Annotated in this window: 15 protein-coding genes; 11 read left to right on the top strand and 4 right to left on the bottom strand. The window is 35.4% G+C overall.

Annotation, left to right across the window (positions count from 1 at the left end; translation table 11 throughout):
• The first annotated feature begins 217 nt into the window (after positions 1–217).
• Positions 218–568 carry a hypothetical protein gene (locus tag ACFILO_RS03180; RefSeq protein ID WP_375677809.1) on the top strand — a complete coding sequence of 117 codons (351 nt, stop codon included), beginning with the start codon at positions 218–220 and terminating at the stop codon, positions 566–568.
• A 3,177-nt stretch (positions 569–3,745) separates the two neighbouring features.
• Here ACFILO_RS03180 and ACFILO_RS03175 read toward each other — a convergent pair.
• The 4 genes from ACFILO_RS03175 to ACFILO_RS03160 form a co-directional block, all read right to left on the bottom strand.
• On the bottom strand, positions 3,746–4,531 hold the full coding sequence (locus ACFILO_RS03175) for a DUF1499 domain-containing protein (protein WP_375631618.1): 786 nt from the start codon (positions 4,529–4,531) through the stop codon (positions 3,746–3,748).
• A gap of 532 nt (positions 4,532–5,063) precedes the next feature.
• Positions 5,064–5,603 carry a hypothetical protein gene (locus ACFILO_RS03170; RefSeq protein WP_375628219.1) on the bottom strand — a complete coding sequence of 180 codons (540 nt, stop codon included), beginning with the start codon at positions 5,601–5,603 and terminating at the stop codon, positions 5,064–5,066.
• On the bottom strand, positions 5,596–6,192 hold the full coding sequence (locus ACFILO_RS03165; protein WP_375677808.1) for a DUF1214 domain-containing protein: 597 nt from the start codon (positions 6,190–6,192) through the stop codon (positions 5,596–5,598). Before ACFILO_RS03165 ends, ACFILO_RS03170 begins: the two co-directional genes overlap by 8 nt.
• A gap of 17 nt (positions 6,193–6,209) precedes the next feature.
• The gene (locus ACFILO_RS03160) at positions 6,210–8,360 is read right to left on the bottom strand and encodes a transglycosylase domain-containing protein (protein ID WP_375677807.1); all 2,151 of its coding nucleotides are present in this window, start codon (positions 8,358–8,360) and stop codon (positions 6,210–6,212) included.
• Between the two features lie 354 nt (positions 8,361–8,714).
• Between ACFILO_RS03160 and ACFILO_RS03155 the strand changes: the two genes are divergently transcribed.
• The 10 genes from ACFILO_RS03155 (at position 8,715) to ACFILO_RS03110 (ending at position 18,885) form a co-directional block, all read left to right on the top strand.
• The gene (locus tag ACFILO_RS03155) at positions 8,715–8,951 is read left to right on the top strand and encodes a hypothetical protein (RefSeq protein ID WP_375622279.1); all 237 of its coding nucleotides are present in this window, start codon (positions 8,715–8,717) and stop codon (positions 8,949–8,951) included.
• Positions 8,952–8,972: 21 nt separating this feature from the next.
• Positions 8,973–9,638: a response regulator transcription factor gene (locus ACFILO_RS03150; protein WP_375652310.1), complete on the top strand. Its 666-nt coding sequence runs from the start codon at positions 8,973–8,975 to the stop codon at positions 9,636–9,638.
• On the top strand, positions 9,638–11,056 hold the full coding sequence (locus ACFILO_RS03145) for an ATP-binding protein (protein ID WP_375677806.1): 1,419 nt from the start codon (positions 9,638–9,640) through the stop codon (positions 11,054–11,056). The genes ACFILO_RS03150 and ACFILO_RS03145 overlap by 1 nt, the downstream gene beginning before the upstream one ends.
• 234 nt (positions 11,057–11,290) lie before the next feature.
• The gene (locus tag ACFILO_RS03140) at positions 11,291–12,061 is read left to right on the top strand and encodes a tetratricopeptide repeat protein (RefSeq protein WP_375652309.1); all 771 of its coding nucleotides are present in this window, start codon (positions 11,291–11,293) and stop codon (positions 12,059–12,061) included.
• A gap of 77 nt (positions 12,062–12,138) precedes the next feature.
• Entirely contained in the window at positions 12,139–12,618 is a 480-nt protein-coding gene (gene ccmE / locus ACFILO_RS03135; RefSeq protein ID WP_375611160.1) for a cytochrome c maturation protein CcmE, read from the top strand.
• A gap of 7 nt (positions 12,619–12,625) precedes the next feature.
• Entirely contained in the window at positions 12,626–14,605 is a 1,980-nt protein-coding gene (locus ACFILO_RS03130; RefSeq protein WP_375652308.1) for a heme lyase CcmF/NrfE family subunit, read from the top strand.
• 1 nt (position 14,606) lies between these two features.
• Positions 14,607–15,017 carry a cytochrome c-type biogenesis protein CcmH gene (locus ACFILO_RS03125; RefSeq protein ID WP_375652307.1) on the top strand — a complete coding sequence of 137 codons (411 nt, stop codon included), beginning with the start codon at positions 14,607–14,609 and terminating at the stop codon, positions 15,015–15,017.
• Positions 15,018–15,235: 218 nt separating this feature from the next.
• Positions 15,236–16,747 carry a Do family serine endopeptidase gene (locus ACFILO_RS03120; RefSeq protein ID WP_375611163.1) on the top strand — a complete coding sequence of 504 codons (1,512 nt, stop codon included), beginning with the start codon at positions 15,236–15,238 and terminating at the stop codon, positions 16,745–16,747.
• A 72-nt stretch (positions 16,748–16,819) separates the two neighbouring features.
• Complete coding sequence (locus tag ACFILO_RS03115) at positions 16,820–17,506, top strand: response regulator transcription factor (RefSeq protein WP_273791552.1); 687 nt, start codon at positions 16,820–16,822, stop codon at positions 17,504–17,506.
• On the top strand, positions 17,503–18,885 hold the full coding sequence (locus tag ACFILO_RS03110) for an ATP-binding protein (RefSeq protein ID WP_375610111.1): 1,383 nt from the start codon (positions 17,503–17,505) through the stop codon (positions 18,883–18,885). The genes ACFILO_RS03115 and ACFILO_RS03110 overlap by 4 nt, the downstream gene beginning before the upstream one ends.
• Positions 18,886–18,967: the final 82 nt, after the last annotated feature.

Raw genomic sequence — 18,967 nt, 5'->3', positions numbered from 1 at the left:
ATGTTCGGTGTCTGTCTGAAGGGATTGATGTCCCTGCTCTTGATGCCATCATGTTTTTACACCCGCGTAATAGCCAACAGGTGCAGGCGGCATCATAGGAGACGTAATAGGAGGTATTGCTGGTGCAGTTGGAGGTCTTTTTTCTGGACCGGGAGGTGTCGGTTCTGGCTTTGTCAATGGAGCAATAGGAGGTGGACTAGCAGGAGCTGGTGACGCTGTGGTAGATAAATACAATGCATGCTATACGGCACCAAGTTGTGAAACAAGCGATTATGTTGAAGCAGCTGCCATACACGGAGGCATAGGACTAGCATCTGGTGCATTATTTGGTCCGGAAGGGGCAGCAATAGGCGGATTAGGAGGAGCGGCTGACGGTTTTATAGATAAGTACAATGAATGCCATCCGAATCCAAGTTGTGAAGTAAGCGATTATGTCGAAACAGCGGCCATAAAGGGAGGCGCAGGAGCATTAATTGGTTTATTAGGTGGTCCGGAAACAGCAGTAGCAGGCGGATTAGGAGGAGCTATTAGTGGTTTTATAGATAAGTACAATCAATGTCATCCGTAAAGTGGAGGGACACTGTTTCTAATTTATTTAGAAAATAGCTAGTAAGATATTTCTGAGATCAGTGATATTGTAAACATACTTTAAAGCTACGGCTAAACTGATTTCAGGGATATTTTTGTGTGTGATAATAGATATTTTATTTTGGATTTTTTGTTATGAATACTTTTACTGGCTCCTTAGTAACAGCAATTGGATTTGGATTTTGCATGTTTTTTTACAATAGATTTAAAGGTAAGAACTGGAGTATAAAAAGGACAATATTATCAACAATTATGTTTTTTATATTATATTATGCTGGAAATTTATTAGTTAAATATATGGGAATTTTATAAAGATTGCTTATATATAAAATTATAATTATTTGAATTATAATCTATTGCTCTCTCTTAAATCATTCATAAAGTAGATGAAATTTCAGTCTGGATTTTTTGTTATGCATACTTTTACTGGCTCCTTATTGGCAACGTTTATATATGGATTTTTAATGTTTTCTTACAATAGATTTAAAGGTAAGAACTGGAGTATAAAAATGGAAATATTATCAACAATTAGGTTTTTTATACTATATTATGCTGCAAATTTATTAATTGAATATACGGGAATTTTAAAATAATATAGAATTACGTTATTATCAGCATTTTATTATTTATCATAATTTATACATTTTACAAATTATATTTGATTTTTTTGCTAAATAGCATGCATCATCAGATGATTAAAGTAGTAACTCACATCCCAAAAGTTGGCTTTTTCCAGAATAAGATGGTTGTAGCGCAGGCTCTTATGCTCAAACAGTAGGCACAGGCGGTCTCGTGGGAGCCTTATTAGGAGGGGGGGCTGGGTGCAGTAGCTGGTCTACCTAGAGTAGTAGGAGGCGGATTATTAGGAGCTGCTACAGGTTTAATAGATAAGTACAATGAATGCCATCCGTAAAGTGGAAGAACACTGTTTCTAATTTATTTAGAAAATAACAATAAAGATATTTCTGAGATCAGTGATATTATAAACATACTTTAAAGCTATGGCTAAACTGATTTCAGGAATATTTTTGTTTAAGACAATAGATATTTTATTTTGGATTTTTTTGTTATGAATAATTTTACTGGCGCCTTATTGGTAACGTTTATATATGGATTTTCAATTTTTTTTACAATAGATCTAAAGGTAAGAACTGGAGTATAAAAAGGAAAATATTATCAACAATTACGTTTTTTATATTATATTATTTTGGAATTTTATTAGTTAAATATATAGGAATTTTAAAATAATATAGAATTACGTTATTATCATTATTTTATTATTTATTATGAGTTATATATTTTTACAAATTATATTTGATTTTTTGCTAAATAGCATGCTTATCAAATGATTAAAGTAGTAACTCACATCCAAACAGTTGGCTTTTCCAGAAGAAGATGATTGTAGCGCAGGCTCTTATGCTCAACAGTAGGCACAGACGGTCTCGTGGGAGCCGTATTAGGAGGAGGGGCTGGTGCAGTAGCTGGTCTACCTAGAGCAGTAGGAGGCGGATTAGGAGGAACTGCTAACGGTTTGATAGATAAGTACAATCAATGCTATCCATAAAGTGGAAGAACACTGTTTCTAATTTATTTAGAAAATAATGATAAAGATATTTCTGAGATCAGTAATACCGTAAACACACTTTAAAGCTATGGTAATTGATTTCAGGGATATTTTTGTTTAAGACAATAGATATTTAATTTGGATTTTTTTTATGAATGAGCTTATTAGTATTATTGTAGAATTATTATTTTCTATAGGTGCTTTAGTTATATTTTTCTATACATTGTTTTCATATTATAAATCTAAAGGTTATAGTAAAAAAGAAATTTGGAAAAAAATTTTGTTAAGAATATTTTTGTTCGTTATATTATTTTTTATAACATTTTTTATTTATATACGTTATTTCTATGAACAATGATTATTCATTATTAATTTATAATTATAGATTAATTTGGAAATTTTATTTGTTATCTATATTTTTAATATATTTTATGAATTGTTTTTTGCATTTTTTTGTTTAAGTATATTTATTTAAATTGTATTATGTATATAAAGTATTTAATGAAAAAGATAATTAAATAATAATAAATTATTTTTTTATATTATTTTAATTTATTAATTTTTGTATGAATTAATATATGTTAATGTTTATTGTTTTTATATATATTTAATTTGGATTTTTTTATGAGTGATATTATTCGTATTATTGCAGAATTATTATCTTATACATGTGCTTTATTTATATTTTTCTATGCAATGTTTTTACGGTATAAATTTAAAGGTTATAGTAACAAAGAAATTGTGAAAAAAATGTTATTAAGCACATTTTTGTTCATTATATTTATTATATTACTTTCTATAACATTTTTTATTTGTATACGTTATTTATATGAAAAATGATTATTTATTATCTTTATATAATAATGTTTTTGATATTTTATTTTCAGTATTTGTTTTTATATTTTCATTTTTATTAATTTATAGATACAGTGGTGACAGTTGGAAAAATAGTATAAAGGAAGCGATTAAGACATTTGGGTGGTTCTTTTTGTTATTTTTGACGTTTTGTTTTATTTATGTTGCGTTTAAATATATTAGATATTAGCATTTATATTTAAATTATGTTTTATAAAAAATGATTTTCATTTAAATAAGTTTCTATTATTTGTAATTATAAATTTTTATGAAATTGCAATAATAATTTATTTTAAAATATAGATGAATTTAGGTGTATTTTATTGTTGATTTTTTCTGTAACTATATTACATATGCATCATATTTTATGATAAATGTATTTCATCTTTCTTGATGAGGGTGTATTTTTCTATTTTCATTGGAAAAATAAGCCTGTACGAAATGCTTAATTTCCTTATTAGAGAAAGTCTTCTTGCCTACCCTTATATAAGATTTCTGAGCATAAAAAATATGCGTAAATCAAGTATGGTATTTAAGTTTAGAATTTGAATTCAGATGTTTTATCTACGTGTAATGGCTAAAAAGAGGCTATAAGTTGCTTTTGGGTGTTTAAAGAACTTGTCAGTAATGCTTATGGCCGTCGAGAGACGATAACTGTTTTGTGCGTTTCCGCACGTCTCAAAATTTATTTTTGAAATAAGCTCATTTAGTAAATGTAACTTACTATACTTCTAACCTCTACTCATTATCTTCAGAAAGAGGAAGTGAGGCGATTTCTGTATCAAGTGCATCCATAAAATCGATAATAAAAGCAGCATTCGTTCCTAAATCTCTTGGCAAATAACGCGAAGCAGAACGCATATCAACAAAAGTTGTATCCCCTTCATCAGTTAAACGAATGACAATGTCCGAAATAAAGCCAAGGTAAAAAGTTTTTGCCATTGTTTCAATATACAATTCATTCTCTTCACCTTTAAACTTTCTTTGAGCCACAACAGGCCAATCATAGGCTGCTAAAACATTGAGAACGGATTCGCGAATACGATCAGGTGAGCCATCATAACGGCGCCCCGATATTTCTGGCCATTGTGACATCTGTAATGTTGCTTGTTCAGTCAAAACAATTTTGAGCGGTAAAGCATCGCTGGGACGTATTGTGCGAAAAAAAGCTGGCGGGCTTTGTGTGTCGGTAGAAATATCGTAAAGATCCGGTAAGGTAAACCAAAGTCCAAAAAATAACATCAATGGTGTAGCAGTTATGAGTGAATAAATGATTCCTTTTAAAGCTTTCATTCCTCCTAGGGCTCCATAGACCCATAAGCTGTAAAGTGCTTTTACAGCAAGAAAAAGAGAAATAATCACACAGCCAGTAGAGATACCTATCAAAATTATAAAATCAGTTACGTTAATGACGGAAAAACGTTGTAAAATGAATGAAAATAATAAAACAAAGAACGACAATCCACCAAATCGAGGGGACCATACTGCTGCTCTTGAAATGAACCGAACATATCTCTTCTTCATGAAGTTTTTCCCCTCAATTGTAAACTATAAGCCAAGTTTTTTCAGAGTGCATATCTTACAAAAAGCTTATGCTCATAAAACAAAAATAAAGCACTTATTTTTGAGGTCAAGGATGCATAATGTCTTATAAGTTTCCAGCGGTTATTTTAGCACTTCATTGAAGGTAATCAGTATTTCTTCTATAGTTTATCATGTTATTGATGCGAACTTTATGGGAATGTTTGTAAATAAAAAGAAGTAAACTCAAATAACAAGTTTTACAATTGTTAGCAGCATATTTTTTTAGAGCTTTACTCTTGATTTTTCTCTTCTGATTGCGGGGAGTTTTTTCTGTCAGATAATGCGTATCAAATAGGATATGATGATGTGCAATAGAGATTTCATTCTATCTCAATAAAAAATTTAGGGATCTACAATCAGATAAATCTGAATTCGAATATTTGATTAATAGAGAAAAAAGATAACCATTTTGATAGGCTTCATGTATTTTATAGAAAGGAAGGTGTTGTACAAATGAGAGTTTAGTCCGTTTTTATTCATAAAATATGCGGCAGGTTGCAGATGAAAGAAAAGCTTCACTTTCTTTTTTTGCAAGGGAAGAAGGGACAAAAATACGTAAAATAACAAACCCTTCATTCAAATTTTTAGCAACCAAAACTGAATTGGCATTTTTTTTAGGTTTTGATTTTTTGAGTTCTATGATTTGTATTGGTTTTCCAATAATAAGATCGAGTGTCGCATCAGGGGCGGTTCGGTCATTAAGGCTATAGAAAATAATTCCGTCGTGTGTGTAGGCTGCTAGTGACCAAAATTGGCGTGTTTTCAAAGCTTTTAAATGAACAGGTCCATTTTCAAGATTAAATCTGCAGACTTTAAGAAGAAAGAGTGGATCAGCAGATTGCTGAATAGGATTATTGGGCGTAAAATCAACAAATTGATAAGGGGCTCCGGATTTTTTTAGTGCTGTCCATATATTATTTTGTGCCCAATAGGGGATGAGAAAGAGAACGCAAATATGAACGATAATAGCGCCAATGATTGCAAGAAGTGCGGTATAAATAAATCTAGTCACAATTTATTTGTCCTGATGGAATTTGTTCTATTGATGGCATTGTAAGCTTTTGTAATGCCGTTGCAGAGATGATTGAGGTATCGTATAAGGTAAGAATAAGCCCGAATTCTTTTTGACTAACTGTTGCAAGCCAATTGCCGGTTTGCGCTGTGGGTGAAATATTAATGCGCAATGAGCCATCATGCTCATAAATAATAGCGTTCGTGTGGAGTTCAAAAGGTATTTCTTTGGATGAAGTATAGGGTTTTAGGGATTTGTCAGCTGTATAAAGGGTAAAAAGACGGGTTTCAGGGATGGTGCCTTTGAGTAAATAATGACAGTGGGGGTGGAGTGGACGCCCTTGGTTATCTTGCCAAATCTGGAATTGAATACCTTCAGTTCGTCCGAGTGAAACAATGCCTTGTTTAGCGGTGCGGGCGCGGGTATAAGGATCCATATTGGCTGTTCCCATTTGTGGATAAGCACTCCATTTTCCAATTCTAAAGAGTCCAAAATGAGGAAAGGAATTGAGCACATAATCGACACTCAGTGTTCCACATAAAATGGAAAAAGCGAAGATAAAAAAGAAAATGGTGATATTAAAAAACATCAGTGAATATCTTGAATTCAAAATGTTGAATCTCCAGTTGTTTTCATTTTCAAAGAAATTGCAGATGTTTTTTTCAGATCTTTGTTAATCAATCGCACGATATTTAATGTTTCAGGAGAAAGCGTAGAGGGTATTGGAGGAGGAACTTCAGAATCTGCATGGGAAGAAAGTACTGGGGGCTGATAAGGAAGGAGAGAATCTTTAACACCATAGAGCTGTTTGAGCATGATATTTTGATGTGCAGCAAGCATGATGCGATGCCATATCATGGCAGGAACGCCACCCCCAAAAGCACGATTCATCGGTGAAAAGTTATCATTTCCCATCCATACCGCTCCTGTATAATTGCCTGTAAAGCCAACAAACCAAGCATCACGATAAGATTGTGATGTTCCAGTTTTCCCAGCGACGAGAGTCATGGGTAGAGCAGCACGCTTACCAGATCCTCGTGTCGTGACACCCACCATCATTTGGTTCATATAAGCTGTTGATTGTTCACTCAGAACTCGGTGTAGTTTTTTTCCGTTATGTTCGAAATCCCATACCACATGCCCATCGATTGTTCTGATTTGCGTGAACCCATGACGATTACCAGCTATCCCGCCATTGGCAAAGACATTAAAGCCAGTTGCTTGATCCATGGGGGTCATGTTGGAAGTACCAAGAACCATTGTTTTGTGTGATAAAATATGCGCGTTAATCCCCATATTCTTGATGAGATCTATGATGGGTTGGGTATCACGGTTAAGATATTGATAGGTGAGATACACAGGGACTGTATTAATAGAAAAAGCTAAAGCTGTTGCTAAATCAATTTTTCCCAAATAACGACCAGAATTATTTTTTGGTGTCCAACCTCCCCAATTGATAGGAGCATCTAAAACGATTGTCGAGGGAGACAGTCCGTGTTCCAGTGCGGTTGCGTAAACATAAGGTTTGAATGAAGAACCAGTTTGCCGTCCGCCTTGTGTTGCTCTGTTAAATTGGCTCTTTTTATAATCTTGTCCTCCAACAATTGCGCATACGGCACCGTTATTATCGAGTATAACGGTGGCAGCTTGGGTTACGCGATATTGTTGACCATATTGATGTAAATGATATGCGATTGATTCTTCTGCTGCTTTTTGAATATTCGGATCAAGGGTCGTTTGAATAATTAAACTATGGCTTGGAAGTTGATTACGCATTTTTTTGACTTCCTCGAATGCCCAATCAAGAAAATAATCTGGCTGATTATTTTCTCTTTGGGGAAGTGCCTTAGCAGGGTGGCGATGCGCATTGATAATTTGGCTCTTCGTCATAAAGCCACTATTAACAAGATTAGAAAGGACGATATTGGCACGTGTTTGAGCTGCAAAGAGATGACTATGAGGAGCATATTTTGTTGGAGCTTTAAAGAGTCCTGCTAACATAGCAGATTCACTTAAAGAGACATGACGTATGTTTTTTCCAAAATAAAATTTTGCCGCTGCGGCAATACCAAAATTGTTTCCTCCCATATAGGCTCGGTCAAGGTAAAGTTGTAAAATCTGCTTTTTGCTAAAATTTGCTTCTAGCCAAAGAGCAAGATAAGCTTCTTTGATTTTACGTGTTATGGTTCTTTCGTTTGTTAAAAATAAATTTTTAGCCAATTGTTGTGTGAGAGTTGAACCACCTTGCACCACACCTTTAGCTTGCATATTTTGTGAAATTGCCCGTGTAAGTCCTTGAAAATCAATGCCCCAATGATCAAAAAAACGACGGTCTTCTGTAGCGAGAACCGCTTTAATGACAGTGTCAGGCATTTCTTCAACGGGGATAGAGATTGCCGGCAGTGCACCACGGTGCCCAATGGAATTTCCATAGCGATCTAGAAAAAGAATGGAAAAGTTTTTAGGAGAAGACCAATCTGTTTTGGTCAGTTCAAAAACAGAAATGCCCAAAATAGTGAAAAGAGTAAATCCCATCAACCCTAATGTCAGTATTTCATCGAGAACTTCAACGATAAAACGTTTCCATCCTTGAAGATGAAAATTTTGTGAGACGATTTTTGCCTTTTTCCAGAAAAAACTGTTAGCAGAACGAATGTGATAAAGCGCTGTGTCTAATCGTGCGTCTAATTCAATGAGAGCAGGACTATGAAATGGCTTACGGTGTTGCCCTTTCTTTTTTTTAAAAAAATCAAACATTTAAAGAGAGCCTATGGCAAAGCAATACAACCAAACAAATCTACAATAATTATATGGAGTAGAAGTATTTTTTTTCTATAGTGCTAACAGAGAAAGAATTTGTTTTAGAATTATGCATTTTTTGTAAGATAGTATATTAATATTTTATTATTTTATTATTTTATTGAATAAATTTTATTCTCATTATTAAAAATATTTTTTTGATTTTTTAAAAATTTGGAGTAATGTTAATATGTTCTTCTGTAAGATAGAGGATAAATTGTTTTCATTTGTGATTTTTTAATCGACTAAAAAAAACCATTATTTCTTTTATCCTTTATCAAGGAAGAGAAGAGATGGGTTATTGAAATATTTATGATGAAAAAAAAATTCTTGTTCGTAATAATAGCAGCTTTTTTAGAAGCAGATTCTGTTCTAGCTTCTGGGTGTGCTGAAGTAGGTAAGAAGGCTGCCGCACAAGAGAGCGGGGTTCTCGTCCGTTCAAAACCGGTTGTTCAGGATGGAAAGGACATGTGTGCAATTGTGGTTGTTGTACCAGCCCGTAATGGTGAAAAGTTACGTCGTGTTGAATTTTTTGTTCCTGCTGATTAGTTTTTGGCAGATGGTGTTGTGATGCGTATCTTAATCGTTGAAGATGATCGGAATCTTCACCATCAATTAGCAGAAGCTGTAAGACGTGCAGGATATGTTTCCGATAGTGCTTTCGATGGTGAAGAGGCTTATTTTTTAGGGAGCACAGAGTCTTACGACGCGGTGATACTTGATATAGGTTTACCGCAGATTGATGGTATTAGTGTTGTTGAAAAGTGGCGTCAAGAAGGGCTCTCCATGCCTGTTTTAATGCTAACGGCGCGAGACCGTTGGTCTGATAAGGTGCAAGGTATTGATGCTGGAGCTGACGATTATGTTGTGAAGCCATTTCATTTGGAGGAAGTGATAGCGCGCTTGCGAGCATTAATTCGTCGCACTACGGGACATGCGACAAGTGCATTATGTTGCGGAAATGTTTTGTTGGATACAAAGACGTCTCGTGTTTTTGTGGATGGTCAATTGATTAAACTAACATCTTATGAATTCAGACTGCTTTCGTATCTCATGCATCATTGTGACAGGGTCATTTCAAGAACAGAGCTTACTGAACATCTTTATGATCAGGATTTTGATAAGGATTCGAATACGGTGGAAGTCTTTGTAGGTCGGTTACGGAAAAAGCTTGGAGTGAATTTGATTGAAACTATTCGAGGAATGGGATATCGCGTGAGAACGCGAGGTGATTAATGAATGTTTTTGAAGAGAATAATTGGTATAGGAGGTTCTTTTTTGTAATTACTCGATCTCTCAGTTTACGTGTTATGATCTTATCAACATTATGGGTTGTTATTTCTCTTTTATCGATTTCTGCAGTAAGTATTTTATTTTATAAGCGTTCGACTGAACAAAGCCTAGAGCGTATCCTTTCTGCTCAACTCTACAGTCTTATTGCAACAGTGACGGTGTCATCGGAAGGTACTTTGATAGGAGGGGCTGGGATTGATGATATTCGTTATTCTGATCCAACAACAGGATGGTATTGGGAAGTTGTTGCGATATCCCATAATTTAAAAGGAAGATTGACATCTCCCTCATTGGGAACAGGCGAGATATTTACACCAAGTGATGTTGATATACCTTTTGACAATAAATTCTTTCGCTCTTATCGGATAACGGGGAACAATGGTCAAAAGCTACAAGTGATTGAGAGTGATGTTGTTCTTGATAATAAAAATCATATTGCACGTTTTCGGCTTGTTGGGAATATCGATGAAGCTCATGCCCAGGTAAAGGAATTTACGCGAACTTTGCAAATTTTTCTTTGGAGTTTCGGTATCGGGAGTGTTCTTATTAATATTGCTATTATTTTCTTTAGTTTTCAACCGTTGAAGCTTATTCGACGTGCATTGAATGATATTCGCGAAGGAAGAGTTCATTATGTGAATACGGATTTAGTAAGCGAAGTGATGCCGCTTGTACAAGAGATGAATGCTCTCATTAATAATAATCAGCGTATTATCGAGCGATTTCGCACACAGGTTGGTAATCTCGCGCATTCATTGAAGACGCCTCTATCCGTGATTATGAATGAGACAGATAAGATGCGCGGAGAAAAGGCTAGTTTGTTGAGAGAGCAAACGCAAATAATGCAAGCTCAAATCAATCATTATCTTCAGCGTGCGCGGATTGCAGCACAATGCGATAGTGTTGTCTATCATACGTCTGTTCGCAGTGTGCTTGAACGCTTGGTGCGGGTTATGAAAAAGCTTAATCCTGAAAAACAAATTCAATTTATTATGGATGTTGATGATATTGTTTTTTCTGGAGAGAAGGAAGATTTAGAAGAAATTATAGGGAATTTGATTGAAAATGCTACTCAGTGGTCTCGCGCAAAGGTTTTGATCTCTTGTTGTTTAGAAGAAAATGCTGAAGAAACAGAATATTTTAGTATCTTTGTAGAAGATGATGGTCCTGGTTTAACAGAAGACAAAATTGATGAAGCATTAAAAAGGGGGCGGCGGTTTAATGAAAGTAAACTAGGATCAGGCTTAGGGTTAGCAATTGTTTCAGATATGGTCAGTGAATATGGTGGGAATCTCTTTTTATCCCGTTCTGATTTGGGTGGGTTGTATGCAAAAGTTTTATTACCTAAGATGGGAGAATAACATATTTTCTCCTTAAGCAAGAAATGTCTATAAAGTTTGTAAAGCAGTATTTTCAGATAATACATCAAAGAGTAGGGAAACATTGTTTTTAGTTTCTTTGTTTAATTGATATATATAATAGATTTTATAATATTCTCCATGAAAAAATGAATTTTTATTGATTCACATCACTTTTCTCATGAAGAGGATAAAATGTAAGCGAGTTATTCTCTGTTCGTATTGGAAAAAAACGATATGCTCTTATTGATTTTTGCAGCATTTTTTCTGATTTTTCTGGCAAGTGTTCTTTTTCTTTCACTACGTTTTGATGATGAGATAAAAAAAGAATGGAAAGTTCAAACCGTGGATGGTTATAGAAGCCATAAGCGTATGATTGAGTTTAACAAGCTTTATATGCATTATAAAAAAAGAAATATTCTTAAGGCTTTAAGTATCTTGTTTGTTCTCCTTATGACATGGAATATTTATGGGCTGACAGGCAATCCAGAAGTGAAAAGTTATTTTTTTAGCGAATTAATGGATAAGGATCCTCAAACTCTTAGTAAGCAAGAAAAGCTTATTCGTTTACAAGTGCTTTTTTTCCGTGCACCTCATGATGGCAAGCTAGCAGATGCGTTAGCGGTAGGGTATCTCGAAGAAAGCCTTTTTCAAGAAGCAGTGAATACTTATTTAGATGCACTTCGTTTGAATGGAGAAACAGCTCCAAGGCTTGTAGGATACGGTTTAGCATTGGTTGGTTATGAAGGGGGAGTGATAACGCAAGAAGCGCAAAATGCTTTTCAAAAAGCAGCAGATTTAGCGCCAACAGATTTTTATCCACGTTTATTGTTAGCCGATGCATTGCATCAAGCAGGAAAAACTGCACAGGCAGTGCAATTTTTACAAAGCTTTCTTGATACAATGCCTGAAAATTTTTCAGGACAATCACGTGTTAAAAAAATGATGATTCAGTTACGTGATTTATCGAGTAAGCATACAAAGAAAAGAAATCTTGCACCTATGTAGAAGATGTGCAAAGCTCTTAAAAAATAAAATATTGATACTTAATTATAACGTATTTAAAATTTTTTCGCAGAGTGTCTATGAACAGTCAATCTTTAAAGAATTCTGCCTCATGGAAGGTTATTTTAGAGCAGCGAAAAAAAAAGCGCTTACTGATCATATTATTATGTTGTTTGGTTATGACAATTGCAGCAAGTCTCATAGTGTATGCAATGCGTCATGCGGTCAGTTTTTTTAGAATGCCCTCTGAAATTACAAGAGAAGATATTTTAACGGAGCGCCCTTTGCGTTTGGGTGGCTTTGTTGAAAAGGGAACTGTTCAATATGTTGGAGAGAGAGGCGTTGTTTTTTTTGTAACGGATAACAAAAAACATGAAAAAGTAGTTTTCAATGGTGCCTTACCGGATCTTTTTCGTGAAGGTCAGGGGGTGATCGTAGAAGGGCATTTCGATAAACAGGGCTTTTTTATAGGGATGCGTATTTTAGCAAAACATGATGAAACTTATATGCCTAAAGAAACAGCTGATCGTTTGAAAAAACATTACATTATGGAGAAATAATTCGATTGTGCTTGTCGAACTGGGTCATATTTTTTTAGCTGCAGCATTTTCAGTAAGCTTATTAGGGGCATTTTTACCTGCTTTAGGTTTTTGGTGGAGAGAGCGTTTGTTAATGCAAACAGTTGTTCCTCTAACATATATTACTTTTACATTACTGCTTTTATCTTTTTTAGTGATAATTTATGCTTATGTTGTATCTGATTTTTCTGTTTTGAACGTTGTTGAGAATTCTCATTCAGAAAAACCGATGCTCTATAAAATTACAGGTGTTTGGGGCAACCACGAAGGCTCTATGTTGTTATGGGTTTTAAGTCTTGCTTTTTTTAGCGCATTGATGGCTTTTTTTAGCCAACATTTGCCAGAAGATTTTAAGACGCTTGTTTTAATTTGCCAAAGTTGGATTACAACTGCTTTTCTTTTATTTATTCTTTTTGTATCCAATCCATTTTTACGCGTAAATCCACCAGCATTGCAGGGAAATGGTCTCAATCCTCTTTTACAAGATATCGCATTAGCAATTCATCCACCGCTACTTTATTTAGGTTATGTCGGTTTTTCACTTTGTTTTTCTTTTGCCATTGCGGCATTGATTATGGGACATGTTGATAGAATTTGGGCGCGTGGGATTCGTCCGTGGCTTTTACTTTCTTGGTGTTTTTTGACATTGGGTATTATGGTTGGCTCTTATTGGGCTTATTATGAGCTAGGATGGGGAGGCTATTGGTTTTGGGATCCTGTTGAAAATGTTTCGTTTATGCCGTGGCTTTCAGGAACGGCTCTTTTACATTCTGCTCTTGTTCTCGAAAAACGAGAAATATTGAAAAGTTGGACTCTGTTTTTAGCGCTGCTTACTTTTTCCCTTTCTCTGATGGGAACTTTTCTTGTGCGTTCTGGGCTTTTAGTTTCTGTTCATAGTTTTGCTGTTGATCCAGCACGCGGGCAAGCAATTCTTGCTCTTTTATTTTTTTTTACGGGAGCTGCTTTTCTTCTTTTTGCTTTGCGTACCCCTATTTTAAAAACAGAAAGATTTTTTCAACCAATTTCACGTGAAGGGTTTATTGTTTTAAATAACTTGTTACTGACAACAATAACAGCAACAGTATTGATTGGTACGCTTTATCCTTATTTTATTGAGATATTAACAGGGCAAAAAATTTCTGTAGGGGCTGCTTTTTTTAACCTTACCTGTGGACCGCTAATGGTTTTGCTGTTGTTGTTTGTTCCATTTGGGACAATGATGGCATGGAAACGCGGTGATTTTCTTGCAGTTTTTGAACGCTTGTGGTTTGTTTTTGTATTGGTTGGTATCGTCTGTTTTATAATATTCTATGCGACATCTGTGCGTGATATTTTTGCAGTTTTAGGGATTGGGCTTTCAGCGTTTGTTTTTTTAGGCAGTTTAGCGGATCTATGGGGAAAGAGTGGATATGGCAAGAGAGCTTTTTCAGTACGCGTTAAGAGATTTCTTGGATTGCCATGGTCTACTTTTGGTGCAGCAATAGCACATATGGGATTAGGCGTTACATTATTTGGTATTGTTTGCGTAGCAAGTTTTGGGCAAGAACGTATTTTAATCATGAACGTAGGGGATAGGGTGACGATAGCGGATAAAACGCTTCATTTTGATGCAGTGTATGATGGTGTTGGTTCGAATTATTCGACAATGGAGTTTTATTTTAAAATATATGAAAATAAAAACATTGTAGGTCATGTAACAGCCTCAAAGCGATTTTATTCAAGCCAAAATACATCAACAACAGAAGTTGGTCTTAAAAATCATGGCTTATCACAGCTATATATTGTACCGGGACATATTGATAATCGGGGTCTCGTTGTGCACGTATGGTGGAAGCCTTATGTAATATGTATTTGGTTAGGGGCATTCATGATGGCTATGGGGGGATGTCTTTCTCTTCTGGGGTATTGGTTTCGCATTGGCATGTACAATAAGGTAGTGCTTGCTTTAAATTTTGGGAAAAGACATTGAGATGAAAAAAATTCTTTGGATTGTATTTTTTTTAATTGCAACGTTTCCTTTTCAATTAGCAATAGCAGTAGAGCCGGATGAGATTTTAAAGGATAAGATTCTTGAAGCGCGAGCACGCCATATTTCATCGCATTTACGTTGTCCGGTTTGTCAAAATCAATCAATTGATGATTCAGATGCTGCTTTAGCACGTGATTTACGGCTTTTAATTCGGGAAAGGCTAAAAATGGGCTATAGTAATCAGCAAGTCACTGACTTTCTTGTTGAGCGATATGGTGAATTTATTCTCTTGAAACCACCATTGAATAAAATAACTTGGTTTTTATGGTTCTCGCCTTTGATCATTATTATCATTGGCATAAGTATCATATTTTTCCACTTCAAACGGGATAATCATGCGTTATGTGAATGAAAAAGAACAGTCAAAAATATCATTGCATTAAAAAAAATGTTACATAAAAGAAAAAAATCAGATCATCTGCAATGAGCAGACAATCTTATTGTAATTATATTAGGGAATACTGAAACCTTACAAAACTTTAATAATTTAGACAGAAAACGGTAAGGTCTGGTATTTTATAAGTGATCGGAATTGAAATAAAGGTATGATTGAATAGGAGCATAGAATAAATGGTTAAAAAGGCTTTCTTTAAAACATTTGTCGCAGTGAGTTTTTCTGCGATATTGGAAAGTGCACTGTTTTTTAGTGGATGTACATCAAGCTTGTGGATGACAAAGGCTCATGCAAGTTCTGTATTTACTTCGTTAATGCAACAACAGGGATTTGCCGATATTGTTGCTCAAGTGAAACCAGCCGTTGTAGCAGTACAAGTAAAGAGCAATAAAAAGAAAGAAGATAGGTTCTTTAGCAACTTTTTTAGTGGTCCAGGGCTTGATCAATTACCAGATCAGCATCCTTTAAAAAGATTTTTTAAAGAGTTTTATGATTTTGATAAACCTAAAAATAAATTTCCGCACCAATCGCAGAGACTCCGTCCTGTTGCTTTTGGATCGGGTTTTTTTATTTCATCTGATGGTTACATTGTGACCAATGATCATGTGATTTCTGATGGAACAAGTTATACTGTTGTTCTTGATGATGGTACAGAATTGAACGCAAAGCTCATTGGGAAAGACCCAAAAACCGACCTTGCCGTATTAAAAGTGAATGATAAAAGAAAATTTTCTTATGTTGATTTTGGTGATGATTCAAAGCTTCGTGTTGGGGATTGGGTTGTTGCCATTGGGAATCCATTTGGTCTTGGTGGAACTGTGACAGCAGGTATTGTTTCTGCACGTGGACGTGATATTGGCACTGGTGTGTACGATGATTTTATTCAGATTGATGCTGCTGTTAATAGAGGAAACTCTGGTGGTCCAACGTTTGATCTTAATGGAAAGGTTGTTGGGGTTAATACAGCAATTTTTTCTCCTTCTGGAGGAAATGTTGGGATTGCTTTTGCTATTCCAGCAGCGACTGTAAAACAGGTTGTACAACAACTTATTGAAAAAGGTTCAGTTCAACGTGGTTGGTTAGGTGTTCAGATTCAGCCGGTAACAAAGGAGATTTCCGATTCAATAGGATTGAAAGAAGCCAAAGGTGCTTTGGTTACTGATCCGTTAAAAGGACCGGCAGAAAAGGCTGGTATTAAAGCGGGTGATGTAATTATTTCAGTGAATAATGAAAAAGTTGCTGATGCGCGTGAGCTGGCGAAACGTATTGCAAATATTAAACCAGGAGAAATGGTAACCATAGGGATTTGGAGATCAGGTAAGGAGGAGAGTATAAAGGTTAAACTCGCTTCAATGTCTGAAGATGAAAGTAAGAAAGAGACTTCAAAATATTCAAATGGACAGAGTGATTTAGATGAAACATTGGAAGATTATGGTTTGATTGTTATGCCTTCTGATGATGGTGTAGGGGTTGTCGTAACGGATGTCGATACCGATTCAGATGCTGCAGATAAAGGGATACGCCCTGGTGATATCATTGTGACAGTAAATAATAAACCAGTTAAACGAGTCTCTGATATTATTAACACAATCAAAAATGCTCAGCAGTTAGGACGAAAGGCTATACTCTTACAAGTGCGAACAAATGATCAAAATCGTTTTGTTGCTCTTCCAATTTTCAAAAAATAAAGCTTTAGTTGTAGGACAAATATTTATTAAACATTTGTCCTACAACATAATAAAATAATGGAGATACGTTTTATGAAGATACTCGTTATTGAAGATGATCATGAGACGGGGCATTATCTCGAAAAAGCATTTTTGGAAGTAGGGCATTCTGTTGATGTTGCTTATGATGGAGATACGGGATACGCTTTAGCAACCACGGAAAATTATGACGTTATGGTTGTTGACCGAATGCTTTTGCATCGTGATGGTCTTTCTATTATTGCTGAATTGCGCGCTAAAGGCAATGAAACACCGGTTCTTATTCTGTCTGCTTTAGGGCAAGTTAATGATCGTGTAACGGGGCTGCGTGCAGGGGGAGATGATTATTTGACAAAGCCTTATGCTTTTTCTGAACTTCTTGCGCGTGTTGAAGTTTTACAACGGCGGAAAAATCCTAAAGAAGCAGAAACTGTTTACTGTGTAGGTAATCTTGAGCTTGATCGGTTAGCACATACGGTAAAACGAGGTGATAGAAACATTCTATTGCAACCACGAGAGTTTCGTTTACTTGAATATTTGATGCGTTATGCGGGGCAGGTTGTTACACGCACTATGCTTTTGGAAAACGTTTGGAATTACCATTTTGATCCACAAACGAATGTCATTGATGTCCATATCTCTCGTTTGAGAGCCAAAATTGAAAAAGATTTTGATGTTCCCCTTCTCCATACAGTGCGTGGAGCTGGATATATGCTGAAAGTACCAGATAACAAAGCATGAATCGTTTGATTAATATAATGCGCACGACGGCGCTAAGGCTTTCAGCACTTTACATTTTATTGTTTGGATTGGTGGCAACAGGACTTTCTATTTATATGACGGCATTTTCTGCTTCATTGTTAACAGAGCAAACTGAACAGGCTTTACATGAAGAATTAAAATATATTGAAAATGCTTATAATTATGGGGGATTATCCTTATTAATGCGCACTATTGATTATCGTTCAAGACAACCAGGAGCATTTCTTTATCTTGTTACAGATTCTATGGGGCGTATTTTAGCAGGAAATGTAGCACGTATTGAATTAGGTCTTTTGAATCAGAGTGGTTTTATTTCTACCTCTTTTTTGTATTCCCGTTTTGGAGAACATGGCAAAACAAGTGAACATCGCGCTTTGGCGGTTATTGTTGATTTACCTAATGCTATGAAGATTCTTATAGGACGTGATTTGGATGAGCCAGAACGTTTTGCTGTTGTTATTCGCAAAGCTGTGATCATTGCACTTGCTGCAATGGTTGGAGGCGCTTTACTCATATGGTTTTTTGTTGGCAGGAGAGCTTTACAAAGGATTGATCATGTAACGGCTGCATCACAGCGCTTGATGGATGGTGATTTCAGTGGGCGTTTACCTGTTTCTGGAGTAGGGGATGAGTTTGATCGATTGTCAACCAATCTTAATGTTATGTTAGACCGCATTGAAGAGTTAAATATTGGTTTACGTCAAGTATCAGATAATATTGCTCATGATCTGAAAACGCCGTTAACGCGTCTTAGAAATCGCGCTGAAGAAGCGCTTTCAGGAAATAAGACAAAGCTTGAATATCGTCAGGTCCTTGATAGGGTTATTGCAGAATCAGATCAACTTATTTGTACGTTCAATGCGATTTTAATGATTTCACGTATTGAGGCCAGCAGTGCAATTGAACATCTTGAAATGATGAATATGAAACTGATCATTGAGGATGCTGTTGAGCTTTACGAACCTTTTGCTGAAGAGTCAGGTGTTTTACTTCAGTTGGGAGATATATTTGATAAAGAGCTAAAATTGAATCGTGAGCTTGTTGCGCAATCAATTTTTAATCTTATAGATAATGCAATTAAATATGCGCCTAAAGGTGGAAGGCAAGCGAAGGTTTGCTTATCAATGGAATATCGTGATGAACATTTATTAGTTGTTGTGAGCGATAATGGACCAGGAATAGCAGAGGATAAACGTGAAAAAGTGACAGAACGATTTGTTCGTCTTGAAGAAAGCCGCACACAACCTGGGTTTGGGATTGGTTTAAGTATAGCAAAAGCGGTTATGAAGCTTCACGGGGGTGAATTGTTACTTGAAAATGCAAATCCAGGGCTTAGGGCTGTTTTGTTATTTCCCTAAAGATATTTTTCTTCACTTTCATACGTAACAACTATTTTAAAAGTATAAAGCAATAGAAAGGAAAGCAAAATGCTTTTCAAGG

It is taken from the genome of Bartonella sp. AP72JLCBS (assembly GCF_042195705.1).
GTDB lineage: Bacteria > Pseudomonadota > Alphaproteobacteria > Rhizobiales > Rhizobiaceae > Bartonella.
This window is presented reverse-complemented; position numbering and strand designations above follow the sequence as displayed.